General features: G+C 64.7%; 23 protein-coding genes and 1 rRNA gene. 19 read left to right on the forward strand and 5 right to left on the reverse strand.

Annotated features, from left to right (window positions below; genetic code table 11):
- Positions 1-57 precede the first annotated feature (57 nt).
- A 5S ribosomal RNA gene (rrf, locus tag AC3CD9_RS02635) occupies positions 58-176 on the forward strand.
- Between the two features lie 158 nt (positions 177-334).
- On the opposite strand, the gene AC3CD9_RS02640 is transcribed toward rrf, so the two are convergent.
- Positions 335-1,066 (reverse strand): GNAT family N-acetyltransferase, encoded by a 732-nt coding sequence (locus AC3CD9_RS02640; protein ID WP_488366153.1) that lies wholly within the window; start codon positions 1,064-1,066, stop codon positions 335-337.
- Positions 1,067-1,126: 60 nt separating this feature from the next.
- Here AC3CD9_RS02640 and gdhA point away from each other — a divergent pair, with 60 nt between their 5' ends.
- A complete protein-coding gene (gene gdhA, locus AC3CD9_RS02645; protein WP_488366154.1) occupies positions 1,127-2,473 on the forward strand; it encodes an NADP-specific glutamate dehydrogenase in 1,347 nt (448 codons plus the stop codon).
- 279 nt (positions 2,474-2,752) lie between these two features.
- Here gdhA and AC3CD9_RS02650 read toward each other — a convergent pair whose 3' ends face one another.
- Positions 2,753-3,268, reverse strand: a complete 516-nt coding sequence (locus AC3CD9_RS02650; RefSeq protein ID WP_488366155.1) for a flavin reductase family protein — start codon at positions 3,266-3,268, stop codon at positions 2,753-2,755.
- Positions 3,269-3,299: 31 nt separating this feature from the next.
- On the opposite strand from AC3CD9_RS02650, the gene AC3CD9_RS02655 reads away from it, so the two are divergent.
- Complete coding sequence (locus tag AC3CD9_RS02655; protein WP_035320920.1) at positions 3,300-3,554, forward strand: DUF3039 domain-containing protein; 255 nt, start codon at positions 3,300-3,302, stop codon at positions 3,552-3,554.
- Complete coding sequence (locus AC3CD9_RS02660; protein ID WP_488366156.1) at positions 3,555-5,348, forward strand: DEAD/DEAH box helicase; 1,794 nt, start codon at positions 3,555-3,557, stop codon at positions 5,346-5,348. It begins immediately after the preceding gene.
- Between the two features lie 113 nt (positions 5,349-5,461).
- Here the strand turns inward: AC3CD9_RS02660 and AC3CD9_RS02665 are convergent, their stop codons facing one another.
- Entirely contained in the window at positions 5,462-6,781 is a 1,320-nt protein-coding gene (locus tag AC3CD9_RS02665) for a nicotinate phosphoribosyltransferase (RefSeq protein ID WP_488366157.1), read from the reverse strand.
- Positions 6,782-6,833: 52 nt separating this feature from the next.
- Between AC3CD9_RS02665 and clpS the strand changes: the two genes are divergently transcribed.
- The 10 genes from clpS (at position 6,834) to AC3CD9_RS02715 (ending at position 16,769) form a co-directional block, all read left to right on the forward strand.
- Positions 6,834-7,139 carry an ATP-dependent Clp protease adapter ClpS gene (gene clpS, locus AC3CD9_RS02670; protein WP_101545203.1) on the forward strand — a complete coding sequence of 102 codons (306 nt, stop codon included), beginning with the start codon at positions 6,834-6,836 and terminating at the stop codon, positions 7,137-7,139.
- A 3-nt stretch (positions 7,140-7,142) separates the two neighbouring features.
- Positions 7,143-7,721, forward strand: a complete 579-nt coding sequence (locus tag AC3CD9_RS02675; RefSeq protein WP_488366158.1) for a DUF2017 family protein — start codon at positions 7,143-7,145, stop codon at positions 7,719-7,721.
- A complete protein-coding gene (locus AC3CD9_RS02680; RefSeq protein WP_488366159.1) occupies positions 7,718-8,539 on the forward strand; it encodes an MBL fold metallo-hydrolase in 822 nt (273 codons plus the stop codon). The genes AC3CD9_RS02675 and AC3CD9_RS02680 overlap by 4 nt, the downstream gene beginning before the upstream one ends.
- Before the next feature lie 58 nt (positions 8,540-8,597).
- Complete coding sequence (gene rph, locus AC3CD9_RS02685; protein WP_139469689.1) at positions 8,598-9,320, forward strand: ribonuclease PH; 723 nt, start codon at positions 8,598-8,600, stop codon at positions 9,318-9,320.
- Positions 9,317-9,922, forward strand: a complete 606-nt coding sequence (gene rdgB / locus AC3CD9_RS02690) for an RdgB/HAM1 family non-canonical purine NTP pyrophosphatase (protein WP_488366160.1) — start codon at positions 9,317-9,319, stop codon at positions 9,920-9,922. Before rph ends, rdgB begins: the two co-directional genes overlap by 4 nt.
- Positions 9,923-10,048: 126 nt before the next feature.
- Positions 10,049-11,554, forward strand: a complete 1,506-nt coding sequence (locus AC3CD9_RS02695) for an ABC transporter substrate-binding protein (protein ID WP_488366161.1) — start codon at positions 10,049-10,051, stop codon at positions 11,552-11,554.
- Positions 11,555-11,566: 12 nt separating this feature from the next.
- A complete protein-coding gene (locus AC3CD9_RS02700) occupies positions 11,567-12,514 on the forward strand; it encodes an ABC transporter permease (protein ID WP_488366162.1) in 948 nt (315 codons plus the stop codon).
- 134 nt (positions 12,515-12,648) lie between these two features.
- A complete protein-coding gene (locus tag AC3CD9_RS02705; protein ID WP_488367490.1) occupies positions 12,649-13,464 on the forward strand; it encodes an ABC transporter permease in 816 nt (271 codons plus the stop codon).
- Positions 13,457-15,301 carry a dipeptide ABC transporter ATP-binding protein gene (locus AC3CD9_RS02710; protein ID WP_488366163.1) on the forward strand — a complete coding sequence of 615 codons (1,845 nt, stop codon included), beginning with the start codon at positions 13,457-13,459 and terminating at the stop codon, positions 15,299-15,301. Before AC3CD9_RS02705 ends, AC3CD9_RS02710 begins: the two co-directional genes overlap by 8 nt.
- Positions 15,302-15,350: 49 nt before the next feature.
- Positions 15,351-16,769 (forward strand): amidase, encoded by a 1,419-nt coding sequence (locus AC3CD9_RS02715; protein WP_488366164.1) that lies wholly within the window; start codon positions 15,351-15,353, stop codon positions 16,767-16,769.
- Positions 16,770-16,905: 136 nt separating this feature from the next.
- On the opposite strand, the gene AC3CD9_RS02720 is transcribed toward AC3CD9_RS02715, so the two are convergent.
- Positions 16,906-18,732 carry a zinc ribbon domain-containing protein gene (locus tag AC3CD9_RS02720; protein ID WP_488366165.1) on the reverse strand — a complete coding sequence of 609 codons (1,827 nt, stop codon included), beginning with the start codon at positions 18,730-18,732 and terminating at the stop codon, positions 16,906-16,908.
- 115 nt (positions 18,733-18,847) lie between these two features.
- On the opposite strand from AC3CD9_RS02720, the gene AC3CD9_RS02725 reads away from it, so the two are divergent.
- Positions 18,848-20,182, forward strand: coding sequence for a cell division protein PerM (locus tag AC3CD9_RS02725; RefSeq protein WP_488366166.1), 1,335 nt, complete (start codon positions 18,848-18,850; stop codon positions 20,180-20,182).
- A 164-nt stretch (positions 20,183-20,346) separates the two neighbouring features.
- On the opposite strand, the gene AC3CD9_RS02730 is transcribed toward AC3CD9_RS02725, so the two are convergent.
- Complete coding sequence (locus tag AC3CD9_RS02730; RefSeq protein WP_101545186.1) at positions 20,347-20,799, reverse strand: hypothetical protein; 453 nt, start codon at positions 20,797-20,799, stop codon at positions 20,347-20,349.
- A 102-nt stretch (positions 20,800-20,901) separates the two neighbouring features.
- Between AC3CD9_RS02730 and purN the strand changes: the two genes are divergently transcribed.
- The 4 genes from purN (at position 20,902) to AC3CD9_RS02750 (ending at position 23,780) form a co-directional block, all read left to right on the forward strand.
- On the forward strand, positions 20,902-21,525 hold the full coding sequence (gene purN, locus AC3CD9_RS02735) for a phosphoribosylglycinamide formyltransferase (protein WP_488366167.1): 624 nt from the start codon (positions 20,902-20,904) through the stop codon (positions 21,523-21,525).
- A 48-nt stretch (positions 21,526-21,573) separates the two neighbouring features.
- Positions 21,574-23,118, forward strand: coding sequence for a bifunctional phosphoribosylaminoimidazolecarboxamide formyltransferase/IMP cyclohydrolase (gene purH / locus AC3CD9_RS02740; RefSeq protein WP_488366169.1), 1,545 nt, complete (start codon positions 21,574-21,576; stop codon positions 23,116-23,118).
- 1 nt (position 23,119) lies between these two features.
- Positions 23,120-23,461 (forward strand): hypothetical protein, encoded by a 342-nt coding sequence (locus tag AC3CD9_RS02745; RefSeq protein WP_488366170.1) that lies wholly within the window; start codon positions 23,120-23,122, stop codon positions 23,459-23,461.
- Positions 23,462-23,597: 136 nt separating this feature from the next.
- Positions 23,598-23,780: an antitoxin gene (locus tag AC3CD9_RS02750; protein ID WP_139469677.1), complete on the forward strand. Its 183-nt coding sequence runs from the start codon at positions 23,598-23,600 to the stop codon at positions 23,778-23,780.
- Positions 23,781-23,902: the final 122 nt, after the last annotated feature.

Here is a 23,902-nt window from a genome sequence, read left to right on the forward strand (position 1 = left end):
GGTTCTTGGACCACTACCACCCAAACTTGGGTTTGGGTGAGTGTGGTTTGTTGGTTTTGCGGTGGTGATAGTGGTGGGGAAACGCCCGGTTAACCGTTCCGATCCCGGTAGCTAAGCCCATTCGCGCTGATGGTACTGCAACTTGGTGGTTGTGGGAGAGTAAGTGACTGCCGCAATATTTTTTAAGGTGATGGCCTCGTCCAACTGTGTTGGGTGGGGCCATTGCTGTATTCACGAACGTGTGGTGTTTGTGTTCGTGTGTGGGTGGGTTGCTCGGTGCTTGTTGCTACCTGACGGGGGTTGGGCTACCTGGCGCGGGGTTGCTGGGCCGCCGTCAGGTAGTAATAGTGAGGAAGGTTTGGAAGGCGTCGGCGCCGGTGATTTGTAGGTCGTTGCCTGTGCGGACATAGTCCTTCGAGTGGAGGACCATGCGGTGTTCGGTCAGGACCGTGCCCTTCTGCCCGACAGTACTTCGATCGCCATTGGGGGAGTAGCCGAGCTTCTCCGATACCCGCCGGCTGGCGTCATTGCCGTCGAAGTACGCTGTGTCGAATCGTGCGGCACCGAAGTATCTGGCGAAGGCTTCGATGATCATCCTTCGCATTCTGGTGCCGTATCCGCAGCCCTGTTCAGGCAGCGCCAACCATGATCCTGTCGAGACTGTCCTCGTGAGTGGAAACCGATGTCCGTTCACACCCTGAACTCCGATGGCGCGGCCATTGACCCTGACCGTGAACTCGATGCTCCACTCATCAACGGTGAAGTTCGCCCGAGTGGACCAGTGGTACTGAGCGAGACTTCGTGCTATCTGCTCATCGGTGCCCGAATCCCAATCGACGATGAATGCTTCGACTCCATCACGTCTCACTCCGCCTCGCGCGATCTCTGCGAGTTCCGGAATATCGGCCTCTCGAACGGGCGAGAGCTCCATATCATCTGATTGCAGATGAAGTGCGAACGGCGGCCAGATCTCCGAGATGTCCATGTGCCCTGTGCCCATTCTTTCCTGTTCAGTGGTCCTAAAACTGCGCGGAAGACTTATATCCCACTTGAAGTGAGCGGACAACGTTGTCCATTATCTGGTCGCTCGGATTGTTGTTATACGGGTCACGGTATGTTTGTGCGCATGAGTCTACATCCATCACTGCAGCCAATCTTCGACACAGTGCTCCAACGTAACCCTGGAGAGTCGGAGTTTCACCAAGCGGTACAGGAAGTTCTCTATTCCCTGGGCCCCGTCGTGGACAAGCACCCCGAATACCTGGAACTCTCCGCGCTCGAACGGCTCTGCGAGCCCGAACGCCAGATCATCTTCCGGGTCCCCTGGATCGATGACTCCGGTGACGTGCAGATCAACCGTGCCTTCCGAGTGCAGTTCAACTCGGCTCTCGGCCCATACAAGGGCGGACTGCGGTTCCACCCCTCGGTGAACCTCGGCATCGTCAAGTTCCTCGGCTTCGAGCAGATCTTCAAGAACGCCATCACCGGCCTGCCCATCGGCGGCGGCAAAGGCGGATCGGACTTCGATCCGAAGGGCCGCAGCGACCGCGAAGTCATGCGGTTCTGCCAGTCGTTCATGACGGAGCTGTACCGTCACATCGGTGAATACCGCGACGTGCCCGCAGGTGACATCGGAGTCGGCGGTCGGGAGATCGGCTACCTCTTCGGTCAGTACAAGCGCATGACGAACTCATACGAAGCAGGTGTGCTCACCGGCAAGGGACTGTCCTACGGCGGTTCGATGGTTCGCACCGAAGCCACCGGCTTCGGCGTCGTGTACTTCCTCAAGGACATGCTCGCCGCTGCGAAGAAGAACATCGACGGGCGCACCGTCTCGATCTCCGGATCCGGAAATGTCGCAGTGTTCGCGGCCGAGAAGGTCACGGCCTTCGGCGGCACCGTCATCACGATGTCCGACTCGGCCGGCTTCATCCATGACCCGGACGGAATCGACACCGAACTCGTCAAGCGCATCAAGTTCGAAGAGCGGGGACGCATCTCCGAATACGTGGAGCAGCGCGGGGGACGCGCGACCTACCACGAGGGCGGCAACGTCTGGGACGTCGAGGTCGACGTCGCACTGCCATGTGCGACTCAGAACGAGCTCGACGGAGACTCGGCCGCGACTCTGGTCAAGAACGGAGTCATCGCCCTCGCCGAAGGCGCGAACATGCCCTGCACGCCGGAAGCCGTGAAGATCTTCTCCGATGCCGGTGTTCTCTTCGCCCCCGGCAAGGCCGCAAACGCCGGCGGTGTCGCGACCAGTGCGCTCGAAATGCAGCAGAACGCCAGCCGCGACTCGTGGGACTTCGACTTCACGGAGGCGCGCTTGGCCGAGATCATGGGCGATGTCCACGACAGCTGCGCGGCTGCGGCCGACGAGTTCGGCCAGCCCGGAGACTATGTCGCGGGTGCCAACATCGCTGGCTTCATCCGCGTCTCCGAGGCAATGCTCGCCCAGGGAGTCGTCTGATCGTCTGATCCATCGGCGGTCGGGCGACCAAAGCACCGGTGCCCAGCCGACGGGCCGACCGCGATCAGCACTGGCAGCCGAGGCTGACGACCCAAACCACAAGACAGGCCCTGCTCAGGACCGACGAACTTCTCCACGAAGCCGTCGATCCGGAGCAGGGCCTCTGTCGTGCCCGGTAGGCGCGTGGTCTATTCAGATGGCCGCGTCGTACCGGTCAGCCCATGTTGACCGTGCTGGGCGGGCCCGTGCCTGCGGCACGGTCAGAGCCCGACGGAATGGTCAGCGTTTTCCGATGGTTCCGTAGCCTTTTCGCCAACGCAGCAGGGGGCGACTCGTTCCCGCATCGGTACCCGCGCCCATGGACACCACCTCGCCGACGACGAGATTGTGGGTCGCGACCTCGAGAACCTCGGTGAGCTCGAGCTCGAACCAGGCGATCGCCTCGGTGAGCACCGGTTGTCCGGCCTGCGGTGCGGGAAAAGTATCGATGCCTTTGAGTGATCCGTACAGCGGCTGGCCCGAAGCGCCGAGGCGTTCGGAGATGTCGCGCTGGTCGGAGTTGAGCAGCGAGATCGCAAAGTGGGAACTCGTCTCCAGAGTCTCCATCATCCGTGAGCCGGAATAGACGCTGACCGCCATCGTCGGGGGATCGTACGACACGTCGAGAAACGAATCGACGGTGATCGCATGCAGGGCACTGCCGCGGGTAGCGGAGACCACGGCGACCGCCGCAGCGATGTCGTCGCTGAGCTCGCGGTAGCGTTCTGTGAGGGAATCGTCGTAGGCCTGGTCCATGACTCTCATTCTAGGGAACTACAATGGAGCCATGACCATTCCAGCTTCAGGCGGTTCAGCAACGATCGAGCGCGAGCAGTCCGAGCAGCTAGTCGAGCCCGGCGATCACGAGCGTTTCAGCCACTACGCGCCCAAGGACAAGATCATGGAGTCCATGGTGACCGGGACTCCGCTGATCGCCTTGTGCGGAAAGGTGTGGGTCCCCACGCGCGACCCCGAGCGGTTCCCGATCTGCCCCAAGTGCAAAGAGATCTACGAGACGATGTCCGAAGGACCGCAGGAGTAGATGTCCGCGGATCGTCTCCCAACAGCACCAGGGACCTCCGCGGCAGAACAGCTTCCACCGGCATTCCCCGAGCGCGCAGCGTGGGGAACGGCGGGAAAGCTGCGTGCCTGGCAGGCTGAGGCTCTCGAACTCTACTTCCAGAAGCAGCCCAAGGACTTCCTCGCAGTCGCGACCCCAGGGGCCGGTAAGACCACCTTCGCCCTGCGGCTGGCGGCCGAACTGCTGGCCCAACGAGTCGTCAACCGTGTCACGGTCGTCGCTCCCACCGAACACCTCAAGGTGCAGTGGGCCGACTCGGCTGCACGCGTGGGCATCAAGCTCGACCCGCACTTCAAGAACTCCCAGGGCAAACACGCACCCGGCTACCACGGCGTGGCTCTGACCTACGCGCAGGTCGCTGCCAAACCCGTTCTCCACCACAACCGGACGGCCGCCGGCCGCACTCTGGTCATCCTCGACGAGGTTCACCACGGAGGTGACGCCCTGTCGTGGGGCGATGCCGTGCGAGAGGCGTTCGGCCCCGCGGTCCGTCGGCTGTCCCTGACCGGAACACCGTTCCGTTCTGACACCTCACCGATCCCATTCGTCACCTACGCCCCCGACGAGAACGGCATCCGCACCTCGGTGGCGGACTATTCCTACGGCTACGGTCGAGCGCTCAAGGACTCCGTCGTCCGCCCCGTCCTCTTCCTCGCCTACGCCGGCGCCATGACTTGGCGGACCAAGGCCGGCGACGAGATGTCGCACGTCCTGGGTGAGGAGACGACGAAGGACATCAACTCGCAGGCCTGGCGCACGGCCCTCGACCCGAAGGGCGACTGGATACCGGCGGTCCTCAAAGCCGCAGATATGCGATTGACCGAGGTCCGGCGCACCGTCCACGACGCCGGCGGCCTCGTCATCGCCACCGACCAAGAGGCGGCCCGAGCCTACGCCAAACGACTGCACGAGATCACCGGTGAGAAGCCGACCGTTGTGCTCTCCGACGAAGCGGGAGCCTCGGCGCGGATCGAACAGTTCCAGAACTCCACCGACCGGTGGATGGTGGCCGTGCGGATGGTCTCCGAAGGCGTCGACGTTCCCCGACTGTGCGTCGGCGTCTACGCGACCTCCTCGTCGACGCCGCTGTTCTTCGCGCAGGCCATCGGGCGCTTCGTGCGTGCCCGCAAACGCGGCGAGACCGCCTCGGTGTTCCTGCCCTCGGTGCCCGTGCTGCTGGCCCTGGCCAACTCGATGGAAGCCGAACGCGACCATGCCCTCGATCGCCCGAAGAACGAGGACGAGAACGATGTCGTCGTCTTCGACGATCAGGCCATGGAACAGGCGAACCGAAACGAGGGCGCCTCGTCGGACCAGCTCGGCTCCTTCGAAGCCCTCGGCGCCGAAGCCCTGTTCGACCGTGTCCTCTACGACGGCGGTGAATTCGGCACCGGCGGAGCCATCGGCTCCGAGGACGAACTCGACTTCATCGGCATTCCCGGCCTGCTCGAACCCGATCAGGTGCGTGAGCTGCTGAGCACTCAGCAGGCACGGCAGGCGAAGCGCAAAACAGCGGCGGCCCCTCCTGCCCCTGAGACGGAGACGAGCGAACTCGAGCACCGAGCGATGAAGGAAGAGCGCAACCAGCTCCAGAGCCTCGTGGGCGCCTGGTCCAGACGCACCGGAACGCCGCACCAGAACGTCCACGTCGAACTGCGCAAGGCATGCGGGGGACCGGCCGTCGCCCAAGCCACGAGGGAGCAGATCCAGGCTCGGATCAAGAAGCTGCAGGGCTGGTTCGTCGGCAAGAAGTGAGCGCCGGATGTCGGCAGGGGCAGACCCTGTCGGCGTGAGGCCGACGAAGCCGCCGAGGCAGACAGTGCGTCCGCCTCGGCGGCTTCGTCGATTCGCGGTGGGCCGAGTGCGGATCAGGCGGAGTAGAACACGGTGGGAATGGCGGGCTCGCCGTCCTGCAGGCGCCTGGCCGAACGCGGCAGCTCCGCCAAGGACTCGTCATGTCGGGCGCAGGCCTTCTTCACTCCTGCCGCACCGATGAACGACTCATCGACCTCACCGTCGACGACGAGATCGGCGCTGAGCCGACGGCCTTCGCCGAGATCATCGGGCAGGCTCGGAATGCCGACCGCTTCCTCCACGGCGATCGGACCATCGATGAGGCGCAGCGCTTCCTTGTGTCCGCCGCGTGAGGGCTTGCCGGAGGAGTTCTTGGCCACCGAGGTCCATTCGCCGGCCTCATCGGCACGAGCCACGAGCTTGTACACCAGCCCGGCGGCCGGGGCACCTGAACCGGTGACCACCCGCGTGCCGACACCGTAGGAGTCGACGGGGGAGGCGGCCAATGCGGCGATCGCATACTCGTCGAGATCGCTCGTGACGGTGATCGTCGTGTCGCGGGCGCCGAGGCGGTCAAGGCTCTCGCGCACCTCACTGGCCTGTTCGATGAGATCGCCGGAATCGATGCGCACTCCGCCGAGGTTCGGCCCGGCCAGTTCGATCGCCGTGGTCAGCGCCTCCTCGACGTCGTAGGTGTCCAGGAGCAGAGTCGTATCGGTGCCCAGCGACTTCAGCTGAGCGGCGAAGGCCTCCCGCTCGGAATCGTGGAGCAGAGTGAACGAGTGGGCCGAGGTGCCGATCGTGCGCAGACCGTACTGCAGACCGGCCGCCAGGTTCGACGTCGAGGCGAAGCCGCCGATGACCGCGGCCCGAGCCGCAGCCACGGCCGCATGCTCGTTCGTGCGTCGCCCGCCCATCTCCGCGCAGGGTCGATCGCCGGCCGCCTGCGCCATTCGGGACGCCGCCGAGGCGACCGCACAGTCATAGTTCATCGCCGACAGGATGAGCGTCTCCAAGATGACGCCCTCGGCGAACGTCGATTCGATCGTCAGCAGCGGTGAGCCGGGGAAGTAGATCTCCCCTTCTGCATAGCCGCGGATATTGCCGGAGAACCGATAGTCGGCCAACCAGTCGATGGTGCGCTTGTCGACGATGTTCTCCCTGCTGAGGAACGAGAGCTCGGCATCGTCGAAGCGGAAGTCGCGGATCATCTCGAGGATCCGGCCGGTGCCGGCGACGACACCGTAGCGGCGACCTGCGGGAAGGCTGCGGCCGAAAACCTCGAAGAGGCTCCTCCGGTGAGCGGCACCGGATTCCAGGGCCGCCTGCACCATCGTCAATTCGTACTGATCCGTGAAGAAAGCCGTCGAATCGGTCCGTGTGAGATCACTCATAGGCGCGATCTTACGTCACGACAGCGTCAGTGTTCTGCCGTATGGTGGAAACGTGAGCAACCCAACGACACCAGTCCTGGAGCCGGAGGTCGACGTCCGACCCTCCGAGAACCTGGCCAAGCCCTGGCGGACCGTGGTCTTCAACGACCCGGTCAACCTCATGAGCTATGTCAGTTTCGTGTTCCAGACCTACTTCGGCTACTCCGAGGAGAAAGCCCACTCACTCATGCTCGAAGTCCATGAGAACGGGCGCTCCGTCGTTGCCACCGGAGGCCGCGAAGCCATGGAACGAGACACCCAAGCGATGCACGAATACGGCCTGTGGGCCGCGTGCCAACCCGATTCAGGATCCGACTGACACATGGCCGCTATCGACGCACGAGGGGACGACGTCGTCCTCACCCTGCAAGACAACGAACGCTCGCTCATGCTCACGGTGTTCACCGATCTCGCGGCTCTGCTGGCCGAAGACAGCGACAGCGATGACGACCGTCCGGACTCGGAGAACTGGGAAGCCCGGCTCGGACTCGTCGACCGCCCCCGTCCGGAGGACCCGGCGCTGCTGCGGCTGCTGCCCGACGTCGATCCCGAGGACGACGAGCGTTCAGCGGAGTTCCGCCGCCTCACCGAGTTCGATCTCAAACAGGCCAAAGCGCACAATGTGCGCATCGTGCTGCTGGGACTGAGCAAGGGCAATGACATCTCCCTGACACGGGACGAGGTGCTCGCCTGGATGAAGGGCCTCAACGATCTGCGACTCGTCCTCGCCGTCCGCCTCGGGATCGACACCGAGGAGGCGCAGGAGGAGAAGTACGCCCACCGTGAGGACCTCTCCGAATCCGAAGACCTCACCCTGACCCTGTACGACTTCCTGACGTGGATTCAGGACCGACTGACCACGACCTTGCTCGACCAGACGCAAGGGGATGACGAGATATGAGACTCACCGCAATCGGCACCGCAGGCTCTTTCCCAGGACGCGGCGCCCTCGCCAGCTGCTACCTCATCGAAACCGATGAGGACGCACCCACTCGCATCATCCTCGACCTCGGGTCCGGTGCGCTCAGTCCCCTGCAGGAGACGATCGACACCGATCGCCTCTCCGGAATCGTGCTCAGCCACCTCCACCCGGATCACTGCATGGACATGACCGGCCTCTACGTCAAACACTGCTTCGACCCGAAGTTCTTCAACGGCGACATCTCCGACACGGGAACGATCCGCACGCGCACTCCGGTGTTCGCTCCGGCCGGTGCGAAGGAACGCCTGTCCCGGGCTTATTACACGGATCCCGGAAAGTCTCCGGTGGCCAACGGGGGAGACGACTCGGACTTCGACCACGCCTTCGAGTTCACCGACATCGACCACGGCAGTCGCCACCAGATCGGCTCCCTGACCATCGAATCCTTCCTCGTGGACCACCCCGTCGAGGCCTATGCGCTGCGGATCACGGATGCGGCCGGCAAGGTCATCACGTATTCGGGCGACAGCGATGAGTGCGACAACCTCGTCGCAGCGGCGAAAGACGCCGACCTCTTCCTCTGCGAAGCCGCTTTCCAGGAAGACCGCGACACTGCGCGCGGCATCCACCTCACCGGCAAGCGCGCCGGACGGGTGGCGCAGAACGCCGAAGCGTCCGCGCTCGTGCTCACCCATATCCCGGTCTGGACCGACTGCTCCATCGTTCGCGGTGAGGCGGCCGGGGAGTACCGTGGACCCATCGAGCTGGCGAAGCCCGGAGCCACCTGGACCGTGTGAACCGGCGACGATCGCCGGCGACCAGCAGACACCACCACCGAGACGAAAGAGGCAGACAGTGCGAGCAGACGGCCGTGCAGCAGACGAACTCCGTGAAGTCCGGATCACTCCGGACTGGATCAACACAGCCGAAGGGTCCGCGCTGGTGGAATTCGGCAACACCCGCGTCCTCTGCGCGGCCTCGCTGACCGAAGGAGTCCCGCGCTGGCTCAAGGGCCAGGGCCGCGGCTGGGTCACCGCCGAATACGCCATGCTCCCGCGAGCCACCGATTCCCGCAGCACCCGCGAATCGGTCAAGGGCAAACAGGGCGGACGCACTCACGAGATCTCCCGTCTCATCGGCCGCAGCCTGCGCGCCGTCATCGACATGGACAAGCTCGGAGAGAACACCCTCGTCCTCGACTGCGACGTCCTCCAGGCCGACGGCGGCACCCGCACTGCCTCGATCACCGGTGCCTACGTTGCGCTGGCGAAGGCCATCGACAAGGGGCGCTCGACCGGGCTGATCCCCGCCGCCCACCAGCCGCTCATCGACTCAGTGGCGGCCGTCAGCGTCGGCATCATCGACGGAGAACCCCTCCTCGACCTGCCGTACGTCGAAGACTCCCGCGCCGAGACGGACATGAACGTCGTCATGACCGGGTCCGGAAAGTTCATCGAAGTCCAGGGCACCGCGGAGGGCGCACCGTTCGACCGCGATGAGCTCGGCAAACTGCTCGACCTCGCCGGCCACGGGTGCACCGAACTCACCCGCATCCAGTCCGAAGTGCTCGCCGGATGACGACCGTCGTCCTCGCCACTCACAATGAGGGCAAGAAGCGAGAGCTGCTGACCATTCTCGGACCCGTCCTCGGCGCCGACACCCAGGTGCTCACCGCCGCCGAGGCGGGACTCGGCGATGTCGCCGAAACCGGAGTCACGTTCACCGAGAACGCGCTCATCAAGGCGCGTGCCGCGGCCGCTGCGACAGGACACACCGCCATCGCCGATGACTCGGGAATCAGTGTCGACGTGCTCGGCGGTGCACCGGGCATCTTCTCCGCTCGCTGGTCAGGCCGGCACGGAGACGATCGTGCGAACCTCGAACTCCTGCTCGCTCAGCTGGGCGACATCGCAGCCGAACACCGCGGAGCGCAGTTCCGCTGCGCGGCGGCCGCGGTGACCGCCGACGGTCGCGAATTCACCGCCGAAGGAGTCATGCCCGGGCGCCTGGCCACCGAACCCAAGGGTGAGAACGGCTTCGGCTACGACCCGATCTTCGTTCCCGAGGGTTCCGAACTCAGCGCCGCCGAGATGAGGCCTGAGGAGAAGAACTCACGCTCTCACCGCCGGTTCGCCTTCGACGCACTGGCCGCGATTCTCGCCGACGAGCCGAATCTCTGAAGCACCTGCTCGAGACGCCCAGCATCTGAACACAGCCGCCTCACCAGCTGAGAACTTCGGATACACTGACGATGCTTGAGTGTTGGCGAACGACCCTCTTCGTGGTCGGCGAAATCGAGGAGAACAATGAAGACTCCGCGCATCATGACGTGGGTGGCGGCAGCGGCCGCCACGAGCCTGCTGATCACAGGCTGTTCGGCCGGAGCCTCCGACACAGGAGGCGATGCGCAGAAGAAGGACTCGATGACGATCGCTTTCACCGCCGAACCGGTCAACCTCGACTTCACCTCCACCTCGGGAGTCGCCATTCCCGAAGCGCTGATGGAGAATGTCTACGAATCGCTCGTCCGCCTGGACGGCGAAGGGGAGATCCAGCCCGCACTGGCCAAGGACTGGACACTGTCCGATGACCGCAAGACCTACACCTTCGAACTCCAGGACGGTGTGACGTTTTCCAATGGTGCGGACTTCACCAGCGAAGACGTGAAGTACTCCTATGAACGAGTGCAGAAGGACTGGAAGAATGCGCTGAAGTCGAAGATGGACATCGTCGAGTCCATCGAGACCCCGGACGACTCCACCGTCACGATCGAACTGAAGAAGCCGTCGAACACCTGGCTGTTCAACCTCACCAGCCTCGTCGGTGCCGTCTTCGACACCGAAGGCACCGACGATCTGGCGAACGAAGCCATCGGCACCGGTCCCTTCGCGATCGAGAAGTTCACACGCGGACAGTCCATCGACTTCGCCGCCCGCGACGACTACTGGGGCGAGAAACCGTCTCTGAACTCGGTCCAGTTCAAATACTTCAAGGACGCGGTTTCGGCTTCGAACGCCTTGAAGTCCGGAGAGATCGACCTCGTCTCCAACCTCCAGGCACCCGAACTGGCCGGAGAGTTCCAAAGCGACGACTATCAGATCGTCTCCGGCACCACGAACGGCGAAGTCGTGCTGTCGATGAACAACGCCGAGGGCATCTTCAAAGACAAGAAGGCCCGCGAAGCCGTGATGCACGCGATCGACCGCAAGGCCGTCCTCGATACGGCCTGGGCGGGCTACGGCGAGCTCATCGGCTCGATGGTGCCACCGACCGACCCGTACTACGAAGATCTCACCGGGGTGTGGAAGTACGACCCGAAGAAGGCCAAACAGCTCGTCGATGAAGCCGGGATCAAGGGCGAGGAATTCGCCTTCACCGTGCCGAACCTGCCGTACGCGAAGGCGATCTCCGAAATCGTCTCCGCGCAGCTCGAAGAGGTCGGACTGAAGGCGAAGATCTCGACGCAGGAGTTCCCCGCCGTGTGGTTGGACAAGACCTTCACCGAACACGACTACGACATGTCGGTGATCAACCACGCAGAACCGCGCGACATCCTCACCGTGTTCTCGAAGGACTACTACATCGGCTACGACGATTCGACGATCAAAAAGCTGGCAGACAAAGCCGATACCGGAACCGAAGACGAGTACATCTCGGGAATGAAGAAGATCGCGCGGACGATCACCGAGGATGCCGCCTCGGACTTCCTGTTCCTGTTCCCGAATCTCGTCATCGCCAAGTCCGGAGTCGAGGGGATACCGGCCAACCGCGTCTCCGACGCGTTCAAGATCGCCGACCTCAGCTGGTCCTGACCGCGCACGTCGATGCTCACCTACGCAATCAACCGCGCGATCCAGTTCGCGCTGTCCCTCCTCGTCGCCTCGGTGGTGATCTTCGCCCTGATGAGCCTGCTGCCGGGCAACGCGGCACAAGTGGCACTGGGAACGAACGCCACCCCGGAGGCAGTAGCGTCGCTCGAAGCCCAATACGGGCTTGATCGGCCGCCGCTCATCCGGTACTTCGACTGGATGGGAGGAATGCTCACCGGAGACTTCGGCGCCTCCTACGTCACCGGTGCCGAGATCACTCCCGTCATCGTTGACAGTGTCCAGGTCACGGCGATCCTCGTCATCGCCGCCATCGCCGTGTCCATCCTCATCGCCGTGCCCCTGGGCACCTTCGCCGCCCTCGAGCAGCGCAACTGGATCGGCGTGACGATCTCGGCCATCAGCCAGGTCGGCATTGCGATCCCGAACTTCCTGGCCGCGATCATCCTCGTCATCATCTTCTCGCTGACCCTCGGATGGTTCCCGTCCCAAGGCTGGATGGCTCCGGTCGAAGGCCTCGGAGGCTTCCTGCTCCGCCTCGTCCTGCCGGTCGTGTCCCTGGCACTCGTGCAGGCCGCGATCCTCACTCGCTACGTTCGTTCGGCCGTGCTCGATGTGATGCGGGAGGACTATATCCGCACCGCCCGCGCCAAGGGACTGACCAAGACGAAGGCACTGTTCGCGCACGGACTGCGCAATGCGGCGATCCCCGTCATCACCGTCGCCGGCGTCCAACTGGCCACCCTGCTGGTCGGGGCCGTGATCATCGAACAGATCTTCGTTCTGCCCGGAATCGGCTCCGAACTCGTCCGCGCCGTCGCCAACCGCGACCTCGTGGCGGTGCAGGGCATCGTCATGGTCCTCGTCCTGCTCGTGCTCATCATCAACCTCATCGTCGACATCCTCGTGCCCATCGTCGACCCCCGGATCAGGAATGCCGCATGAACACGACCCCGACCGGCGCCCAGAGCCCCAGCGGCCATGTCGATCCCGTCGCTCACGACGCGACCGACGCGACCGCCTCGGCGAAGATCGGTCCGGCCCGGTCCCGCAGGAGCGGACGGCGGGCGAACGCATCGATGATCATCGGTGCGGGCCTCGTCGTGCTCATCGTCGGACTCGCTCTCATCTCCTTCGTGTGGACCCCGTACGACCCGACCACGATCGACCCCGCCGCCCGGCTGCAGGCCGGCAGCCTCACCCACCCGTTCGGCACCGACACCTTCGGACGGGACACGCTGACCTGGGTGATGGTCGGGGCACGGATCACGCTGCTCGTCGGGGTCGTCGCCGTCGGCATCGCCCTGCTCATCGGCACCCCGATCGGAATCATCTCCGCATTCTTCGCGAAACAACCGTGGGGAATGTGGATCGACGCGGTGATCATGCGGGCCAACGACATCCTGTTGGCCTTCCCCGCTCTGCTGCTGGCAATCATCTTCGCCGCCGTCTACTCGCCCGGGACGGGACCGGCCATGGTCGCCGTCGGCATCGCCGCGATTCCCGGCTTCGCGCGCGTCGCACGCTCCGGGACGCTGCAGGTCCTGGGCTCCGAATACGTCCGCGCCGCGCGAGCCTCGAACCGTCGGATCCCGGCCATCGCCGTCGTCCACGTGCTGCCGAACATCGCCGGAATGGTCATCGTCCAGGCGTCCGTGGCGTTCGCGATCTCCGTCCTCGCCGAGGCGGGACTGTCCTTCCTCGGACTCGGCACCCAGGCCCCGACTCCGTCGTGGGGCCGGATGCTGCAGGAGTCCCAGCAGTACCTGTCCACCCACCCCGAACTCGCCCTGTGGCCGGGAGTGTTCATCGCGCTCGCCGTGCTCGGGTTCAATCTCTTGGGCGATGGGCTGCGCGACCGGTTCGACCCGAAGATGGAGGCCCGAGGTGCCTGAGAACCTGCTCGAGGTCCGTGACCTCACCATCACCCCTGCCGGAGCGGACGCTCCGGTGCTCCACGATGTCAGTCTCAGCCTGGCACCGGGTGAGCGGGTCGGACTCATCGGCGAATCCGGGTCGGGGAAATCCCTCACCGCCCAATCCGTGATGGGCCTGCTGCCCGAAGAGCTGCACGCCCGTGGCCAGGTGCACCTGCAGGGGCATTCCGGGAACCTTCTCGAGGCGAACGAGAAGACCCTGGCCGGGCTGCGCTCGGACATCGTGTCCATGGTGTTCCAGGAACCCATGAGCGCCCTCAACCCGCTCATGCGCATCGGCGACCAGATCGCCGAAGTGCTGCGCATCCACGGAAAGGCGCCGCGGGGGCAGACCCCGACACGTGTGCGCGAACTGCTCCACGACGTCCACATGCCCGACCCTGACAGCGCCCGGTTCGCCTACCCGCACCAGCTGTCGGGCGGGCAGCGGCAGCGCGTCATGCTCGCGATCGCCCTGGCCAATTCGCCGAGGCTGCTCATCTGCGACGAGCCCACCACCGCCCTCGACGTCACCGTGCAGAAGCATATGCTCGACCTCATCGCCGAGCGGGTCTCGGCAGTCGAGGCAGGGCTGCTGTTCATCACGCACGACCTCGCGGTCGTCGCCGGAGTCTGCGATCGGGTCATCGTCATGTACCGCGGCCGCATCGTCGAGTCCGGCAGCGTCGACGAGATCTTCACCGCACCCAAGCACGAATACACGCGAGGACTCCTGGCATCTTCGGATCTCGAAGCCACCGACGACCGCGGCCGACTCTTCACGCTCAAGACCGCGCTCGCCTACTCGGGGCCGCAGATCGGCGAAGCAGAGTCTTCGGCCGAGGTGGGGGAGCCGGGGGATCTTCGCGACGAACCGCAGACCTCGACCCGACCGGATCACCCCGGCACGTCCGTCGCGGGGTCGACGGACGAAGACAGCGTCAGGACCGCCTCGGCGGGGGACGGCGTCAGGACCACCTCGGTGAGGGACGGCGTCAGGACCACCTCGGTGAGGGAATCGGGGCCGCTCATCGAGGTCTCGGACGTCACCCGGGTCTTCCGCGGACGCGGACTCTTCGGTCGCAGACGATCGGACGTCACCGCCCTGGGCGGGATCGACTTCAGTGTCGCGGCCGGAGCCCGCCTGGGCATCGTGGGGGAGTCGGGATCGGGGAAGTCAACGCTGCTGAACATCCTCTCCGGCCTCGATCGACCGACGACCGGGCATGTGCGCGTCGGCGACATCCGAGTCGAAGCCGCGAGCTCACAGGCTCTGCGCCGCTTGCGCGAGAATCTGCAGATCGTGTTCCAGGACCCGTTCGCCTCGCTCGACCCGCGGATGCGCATCGCCGATATCGTCGCCGAACCGCTCATCGCCGCCGGAGTCGACAAGGACGAACGCGCAGCACGGGTCGAGGAGATGATCGCCGCCGTGGACCTCGACGCGGACTCCCTGCGCCGGTACCCGCACCAGTTCTCCGGCGGGCAGCGACAGCGCATCTCGATCGCCCGGGCCCTCGTGACCAGACCGCAGATCCTCGTCGCCGATGAACCGGTCTCCGCCCTCGACGTCTCGGTGCGTGCGCAGGTCCTCAACCTGCTCACCGACCTCGTCGACGAGTACGCACTGACTCTCCTCTTCGTCTCCCACGACCTCGGCGTCGTCAAACACCTGTGCTCCGAGGTCATCGTCATGATAGCCGGACAGATCGTCGAATCGGGTGCGACGGAGGACATCTACGCGAACCCGCAGGAGGAGTACACGCGGCGCCTCATCGCCGCCACCCCGAGCCTGGCCGAAGCGCTCGCCGGATAGACCGGCTCGCGCGCGGGACGCGACGAACCATCGAGAGAAAGGGCAGCATATGACCACATCGCTTGCCGACCGCAGTGCGGCCGAAATGGCAGCCGGATTCGCCGGCGGGGACTTCGACCCGGTCGAGGTGCACTCCGCGGTCGTCGACCGCATGAACGACTGCGAACCGACCATCAACGCCCTGTTCCACCGCGACGACGAACGCTCCCGGGACGCCGCCGCTGCCAGCGCAGCACGCTGGCGAGAGGGCCGACCGCTGAGCGACCTCGACGGGGTGCCCGTGACGATCAAAGAGAACATCGCCCGCCGCGGAGTTCCGCTGCCCAGCGGCCACGCCTGGGTGGAGATGCCGGTGGCCGGCCACGACGCCCCGATCACCGAGCGTCTCGAAGCAGCCGGAGCCGTCATCCTCGGGTCGACGACGATGCCCGACTGGGGAATGCTCTCCTCGGGAGTGTCCTCTCTGCACGGAATCACCCGTTCACCGCTGGACCCGAGCCTGACCACTGGAGGGTCGAGCGCAGGAGCCGGAGCCGCGGCAGCCGCCGGATACGGGCCCATCCACATCGGCTCCGACATCGGCGGATCCATCCGCCTGCCGTGCACGTGGCTCGGTCTGGCCGGGCTCAAGCCCAGCTTCGGCCGCGTGCCGCTCGACGCCCCCTATCTGGGCAGGTGCGCGGGACCGCTGGCGCGGACGATGGCCGATGTCAAAGCCGCCATGGACATCATCTGCGCCCCGGACGATCGCGACTATTCGCGGCTGCCGCGCTTCGCCGCCGATGATGCGCAGTCTCTGCCGGGCAGCGACTCGGCTGAAGCCTTCGACCCGCGGGGACTGCGCATCGGCGTGCAGCTCGACGCAGGGTGCGGGGTCGCCGCAGATGCGCAGGTGCGTTCCGCCGTCACCGAGGCAGCAGAGAGGTTCTCTGCGGCCGGAGCAGAAATCGTCACGGTCGATCCATTCATCGACGATGATCTGCTCCGCGACATGGATCTGTTCTGGCGGGTCCGGTCGTGGGCCGACCTCAAGGCGCTGCCCGTCGACGAACAGGCGCTCATCCTGCCCTATATCCAGCAGTGGGCACAGGACGGAGCCGATACCAGCGGAGTCGACCTGATGCGCTGCTATCACAGCGTTCAGGAGATCCGGCGGCGGACGATCGATGCCACTGCCGAGTTCGACCTGGTCATCTCGCCGACGGCTCCGGACGCGGCATTCCCAGCCGAGCAGCCGATGCCGTACCCGCAGGTGCACGAACCGATGGGGCATATCGGGTTCACCATGCCGTTCAACATGTCAGAACAGCCGGCGGCGACGGTACTGGCCGGATCCATGGACGACAGGCGGACCATCGGAGTGCAGATCGCCGGACGACGGTTCGCCGACGAACTCGTCATGGCCGCCGGTGCCTGGTTCGAAGCCGCGGCCGACTTCGAACTGCCGACTCGGTCGGTCGGGGTCTGAGAGAACGACGACAGCGGGCCTGTGACGACCGGGAATCGGTCGTCACAGGCCCGCTGTGACTTGAACGTCGCCTCGGTTACGGTGGTGTCTCAGCTCGGGGAGGTGCGGTGCACCGTCTCGGAGGTAGAACCTGGGATCAGAAGTCGAAGAATTCGACCGAGAGCTTGTCTCCGTCGATCTTCACGTTTCCGGACACCGACAGGGAGTTGCCGTTGGAGAAGTACGAGGAGCCGGCGCGCTTGCCGTCGACGGAGAAGTTGAACTTACCGGGCTTCTCGGTGAAGAACGAGCCGGTGCTCGTGTCCCCGGCGCCGAAGCTGGCCTTCACCTTCGGCATCTCCTTCATGTCCCATTTGGCGGTGTTCTTCTTCGCCAGATCATCGAGCTTCTTGTCCGAACCGCCGACGGGGATCTCGGTCGGGTCGTACTTGATGAAGTCGCACTTCGGTTCGATGCTCTTGTTGTCGAAGCACTTCTTGAGTTCCTTCTCGACCTGTTTCTGAACTTCCTTGTCGAAGGCACCGGTCGGGGACAGATCGAGGTTGAGGGTGGTGGGGGACACCTGGCCCTTGTTCGGCTGTCCGCCGGGGGCGAAGGCCTTCGGGAAGTTCACCTTGGCCGTATCGGAAGCCTCGGAGATCCACTTGCTCTTCGGAATCGTGAAGTCGTAGCTGCCGGGGTAGACGGCGAACGACGTGGTGCCCGACTTCGCCTTGTAGTCCTTGCCGTTGACGGAGAGACCGTCGGCACCGGGAACATCGAGGGAGATGACGTTGAGGTCGGGGCCCTTCATCGTCCACTTGTCGAAGAACAGGTCCTGTTTGCCGTCCTTCGTCGCGGCGAGCTCCACATTGTAAGGGCTGCCGTCGAGCTCGTAGGACACGACGACGGTGCCCTTGTCCCCGTCGGTCTTCGACGATTCGACCTTGGCCTTCTCGATCCTCGCCGATGAGGAATCGGTGAATTCCTTCTGCAGCAGATCGAGGTTCGTGCCCTCAGGCCGTGTCGAGGGGGCGATCTTCTCCGCGGCTGCGAAATCACCCTTGTTCAGGGCTTCGACGTAGTCCTCGGCGACCTTGTCGGGTCCGTACTTGTTCTTGTTCACGCTGCCGATGACGAAGAACCCGACGAGGACGAGGATGATGACCAGCGCGACCGCACCGAGAGTGATGAAGAGCGGAAGCTTGCTCTTCTTCTTGTCGGGGCGATTCTCGGCACGCGTCGCGGTGCTCTGACCGCCTGCGAAACCCGGAGCCGGTGCAGGCTGCGGAATCGCCTGCGACGGACCGGACCCGGTCTGTTGGGCGTTCGGACCCGACCCCGTCTGATACTGCCCGGACTGGTTCTGGGCGGAGTTGTACTGGCCCGGCGGGTTCTGGGCGCCGGGGTAAGGTGCCTGATTCGACGTCCCCGGATATGCCGCATTCGAATACTGACCGCCTGGCTGCTGACCGCCCTGCGGCTGAGCGCCTTGCGATTGAGCCCCGGGGTAGCCGCCGTTCGGCTGCTGCGGGCTCTGGTATTGGCTGTTCGGATACTGCCCGTTCTGAGGCTGGTCGCTCGGAGACGGGGCGCCGGGATAGGGACCCGCCTGTGGGCCGCCCTGACCATTCGCTCCGCCCTGCTGGCCGGAGTTGAAGGACTGATCGTTCTGGGCGCCGGGACCCGAGTACTGAGGCGGTTCGTTCTGCTGAGAAGCAGCCGGAGCGACCGTCGGTCGTTCCGGCGCATCGCTGCCAGGAGCTCCCAAGGGCGGTGCCTGGTCATCGGGCACCGAGGAACCGCTGCCGGACTGAGCCGAACCGTCGGTTGCGGTGGGGGCATCATCGGAGGAGGTGTCATCGGAGACCGAATCCGGAAGGCCCTCATCCGTCGGCGGCTCCGACTCGGGCTTCGGTCCGCCGTTCTCCGGAGGCTCGCTGGGTGGTGGCGGGAAATTGGGGTGATCGTTCCCGTTGCTCATCGTGGGGTCATCCTTTGCGTGTACAAGCCTGTCCTGGCGCAATTGTACTTCCCGGAGCAGGGAATCGCGTGGTCAATACCGGGAAGCCGAGCCGGGTTAGGCGAAAATGGTCCTGATGCACACTTCTCCTCACCCTCAGCCCTACCGTCGGACGATCTTCGCAGCCCTCATGGAAGTCGTGAAGATCGACCTCATCGTCGTCCCCGCTGGATTCGTCGTCGCCATCGTCTTCTGGATCATCGGGCTCGGCTCGCAGCTGCCGTACTCGGCGATTCCCGAATGGGCGTTCGCACTGTGGGCGACGGTGTCAGGACTGAGTGTCTCGACCCTCGGATTCGACTTCTCGCTGGCACCGAGCCTCGTGACTGTCGGCCTGTGGCTGTTGGTGGCAACGGGGGCCAAACGAGTGGCCCGCAGCACGGCAGCGGACAGCCCGGCCGAGAGCGACGACGATTTCGGCGGATGGTGGGCGCTCATGGGGACAGCTCTGGGCACCTTCGTCGTGGCCTACACCGGTCCTCTGCTCGTCGTAGCGATCCTGGTCGGGCAGGCCACGGTGACTCCGCTCGGATTCCTTCGGCTCTTCCTCTTCCTCGTCACAGCTGTGGCGTGGGCCTTCATTCGGGTGCGAGGAATCGGTGACATTCCCGGATTGGCTGTGGTCGCCGACGACACCTGGAATGTCTCCGTCGGACTCGCACGCCGTCTGCTGTGGGCCGCTGCGGCACTTGGTGCGATCGTGCTCGTCGCCGGAATCGTGATCCGCTGGAGCGATGTCGCCGACACTGTGCAGGTCTACAGCTCACCGGTCGCCGCCGGCATCGGCCTCATCGTCGTTCAGGCGCTCTTCGCCCCGAGCATCCTCTTCTCAGCCTTGTCATGGACCGCCGGGACGGGAGTGAGCATCGGCGGGGCCGGGACGAGCTCTGCATTCTCGTCGTCTACGGTGCCCGTGCCCGATGTGCACGTGCTGCAGCTGCTGGACGGTGACTATCCCGCGTGGACGGCGGCCGCACCGGCACTTCTCGTGCTGCTCGGCCTGCTGTGCGTCATCCTCGGTCGCGAGCGAGCACGCGACATCGCCGCAGAGTCGTGGACGGGACTGGGGCTTGCGATCGGGATTCTGTTCGTCGCCCTCGAGGTACTCGCACTGTTCGCCGGTGGAGCCCTGGGCCCGCTGGGCCTGTCCGGATTCGGACCCTCGGCACTGACGTCGGCGCTGGCGATCACTGGGTGGATCGGTGTGGGAATGGCCGCCGGCCTCCTGCTGATCAGACTCTCCGGTCTGCACGTCGAATATTCCGAATTCGCCGAGGACCACGAAGAGGACGCTGACGACGAGGAGGGCACGGCGGACGCGTTCGAAGAGGACCGTACAACGGATGCGTTCGATGAGGACGAACCGGAATCGCTCGCTGACGACATCGTCGACGAAGACGAACCGCGGTAGACGAGGGCGCCGCCTCGGTGACGGAGTGGGCTGCCTCGGTGAGGCAGCGTACTCACCGCGGCTGTGGCGTGAACGGAAGTCCGCCTCGGTGACGGGTCAGGCGTGAACCGAGGGCATCCTCGGTGAGGGGTCAGCGCTGAACGATCAGGGCCTTGCCCCGTGGATCACTTGGTGCCGGGCAGATCGAGATCCTGACCGGTGACCTGCTTGAACCAGTCACCCAGACCCGACTGATACTCACTCGAGCACGAGAGCTGCGCCTGCTGTGTGATCGCATCGCGCAGGCATTCCTCGTACTTCGACTGCACCGGCCAGAGGATGACCGAGGACATCGTGGAGAAGATGAGGTAGATGCTGAGCAGACCGCCGAGGATGCCCAAGGACATGTTCCGGCGCTGCTTGGTCTTGACGACGGCGACGATGTACTTCACCGACCAGACGACGGCAGCGATGGCGAAGCCGATGGCGGCGAGCTTGAACGGCAGCTGATACGTGAACGTCAGCACCGAAGCGAGGATCAGCAGTATCAGGACGAGCCCGTGTCGTGCCGGTGCGGCCTGTGCCTCCTCTTCGGGAGTCGGCGCCTTCTTCTCTTCGGTATTCTGCGGTGACGTCACCGGATCAGTTTCTCACAGTCGACTGACAAATGCCTCGGCGGGCTGTGTCCGCACGATGACAGCAGGGCATCGTCCATGTGCTGCAGACGTTAGACTGTGCGGGTGCGCATCGTTCTTCTGGCATCAGGATCCGGTACCCTCACGCAGTCCGTCATCGACGCTTTCGCCGACGGGACCCGCGGAGTCGACATCGTCGCCATCGGGGCCGACTCGGCCACCGCAGGGGTCCTGACCCGAGCCGAACAGCATGAGATTCCCTCCTTCGTCGTCCGGCCCAAGGACTTCGCCGACCGCGACGAGTGGAACCTGGCGCTGAAGGACACGGTGGCCGAGCTCGCACCGGACTGGGTGGTCTCCGCCGGTTTCATGCGCATCCTCGGTCCCAGCTTCGTCGACGCCTTCCCGTCCCGGATCATCAACACCCACCCGGCGCTGCTGCCGTCGTTCCCGGGTGCACACGGGGTCCGCGACGCGCTCGCCCATGGGGTGAAACTGACCGGCGGAACCATCCACCTCGTCGACACCGGAGTCGACACCGGACCGATCATCACTCAGTACGCGGTGCCCATCGGCGATGACGACACCGAGGAGACCGTGCACGAGAACATCAAAGCCCGGGAACGCGAAGAACTCGTGCGCCTGCTGACACATCTGGCCCACACCGACCTCGTCGTCGAAGGGCGACATGTCCGCGGATATGTCGCCTCGGCGATGACCGCCCACTGACCCCGCCGTGAGAAGAACCGACCGGCAACCGAACCTCGAGGAGGATCTGTGACAGGAACCCGCGCGATCAAGAGAGCGCTGATCAGCGTTTACGACAAGACCGGGCTGGAGGAGCTGGCTCGCGGCCTCCACGCCGCCGGAGTCCAGATCGTGTCGACCGGATCCACGGCAGCGAAGATCGCCGAGGCGGGAGCCGCGGTGACGAAGGTCGAAGACCTCACCGGGTTCCCCGAATGCCTCGAAGGGCGGGTCAAGACCCTTCACCCACGCGTCCACGCCGGCATCCTCGCCGACACCCGCAAGCCTGAGCACCTGGAACAGCTGTCCGAACTCGAGATCGAGCCCTTCGACCTCGTCATCGTCAACCTCTATCCGTTCGCCGACACCGTCGCGAGCGGAGCCGGCTTCGACGACTGCATCGAACAGATCGACATCGGCGGACCCTCAATGGTGCGTGCGGCGGCGAAGAACCACCCCACGGTCACCGTCGTGACCGATCCGGCCGACTACTCGGCCGTGCTCGACGCAGCCGCCGGGGACGGCTTCGACATCGATGCCCGCCGCACCTTCGCCGCCCGCGCCTTCGCCCACACTGCGGCCTACGACGCGGCAGTCGCCTCCTGGTTCGCCGCGGAACTCGCCACCGATGAGAAGGCCGCATTCGCCGGCCTCACCGGAGAGAAGATCGCCGACCTGCGCTATGGAGAGAACCCGCACCAGGCTGCCGCCGTGTACTCCGACGGCACCGTCGGAATCGCCGGTGCGAAACTGCTCGGCGGCAAGGCGATGTCGTACAACAACTACACGGACACCGATGCCGCGATTCGCGCGGCATTCGATTTCGAGCAGCCGGCCGTCGCCATCATCAAGCACGCGAACCCCTGCGGAATCGCCGTCGGAGAGACCGCGGCCGCAGCGCACAAGGCCGCCCACGAATGCGATCCGCTGTCGGCCTATGGCGGCGTCATCGCCACGAACCGCGAGGTCGACGCAGAGCTCGCAGCATCGATCAAGCCGATCTTCACAGAATGCTTGGCCGCTCCGTCGTTCAGCCCCGAGGCACTTGAGATCCTCACGGCGAAGAAGAACCTGCGACTGCTCGAACTCGGCGACATCGCTGTGCCCACAGACGAGATCAAGCCGATCAGCGGTGGATTTCTCGTGCAGGACCGCGACGCCTTCCAGGCGGACGGCGACTCCGTCGAGAACTGGACCCTGGCCGCTGGTCCGGCAGCTGCACCCGAGGTCCTCGCGGATCTCGAATTCGCGTGGAAGGCCGGACGGGCTGTGAAGTCCAACGCGATCCTGCTCGCCAAGGGCGGAGCCTCGGTGGGTGTGGGCATGGGCCAGGTCAACCGCGTCGACTCGGCCAAACTCGCCGTCGAACGTGCCGGAGCCGAACGCGCCACCGGTGCGGTCGCAGCCTCCGACGCCTTCTTCCCCTTCCCCGACGGTCTGCAGATCCTCATCGACGCAGGAGTCACCGCCGTGGTGCAGCCCGGCGGATCGATCCGCGACGATGAGGTCATCGCGGCCGCGGAGGCGGCAGGGATCACGATGTACCTGACCGGGAGCCGCCATTTCTTCCACTGAGATGAAGCGACCTCACCCCCGCCATGCACGGCGGGGGAGAGGACCGGTCGCGAAGCGATGGATCTACTGGAAACGGCGATACGCGCATCCCACCCGGCGTGACTGGGTGCTGCTCGGCTGTCTCCTGGGAGTCGCCGCCGCCGCGGCGTGCTCCGTCATCGACTTCCGCCTCGGTGCTGTCGTCCTCGCGGTCGTCCCCGCCGGCCTCGCCGGGTTCCGTGCGATGCCGCCGCCGTGGACCGAAGTGTGGGCGAATCGGTCGAAGGCCGTCGACATCACGACCTGTCTGCTGTTCGCCGGACTGCTGGTCGGGCTTGCGTTCCTCGTACCGCTGACCCGCTGAGGAGCCGGTCTCGGCGACGTTCTATATGTGCATTTGCTGAGAAATGGGACGCGCAGGTGTCGTCACGTCGACAATAGTGGCAAGGTGAGTGGCGTCAGAGGTTCGCTTCGAACCTTTTCCGATGAAAGGAGACAGCATGGGACTCGACGATCTTACTAACAAAGCCAAGGACGCCTTGAATAGCGATAAGGGTGAAGAGATCAGCGACCAGGGCCTGGACAAGGCCTCGGACGCAGCCAACAATGTCACCGGTGGAAAGTTCGAAGACCAGATCAATCAGGGTCGCGACGGAGCCGATGACAAGCTCGGCAACGAATGATCTTTAATCCATAGCCGCGTCCGGCATGGATGAGCGCCGAGGAGAATGTGATTCTCCTCGGCGCTTTCTTGTGTTCTGGCTAGCGTCAGTCGATACAGTTTTCGGGACACTAGTGGCTTCGC

It is taken from the genome of Brevibacterium sp. MGP-B1 (assembly GCF_057766545.1).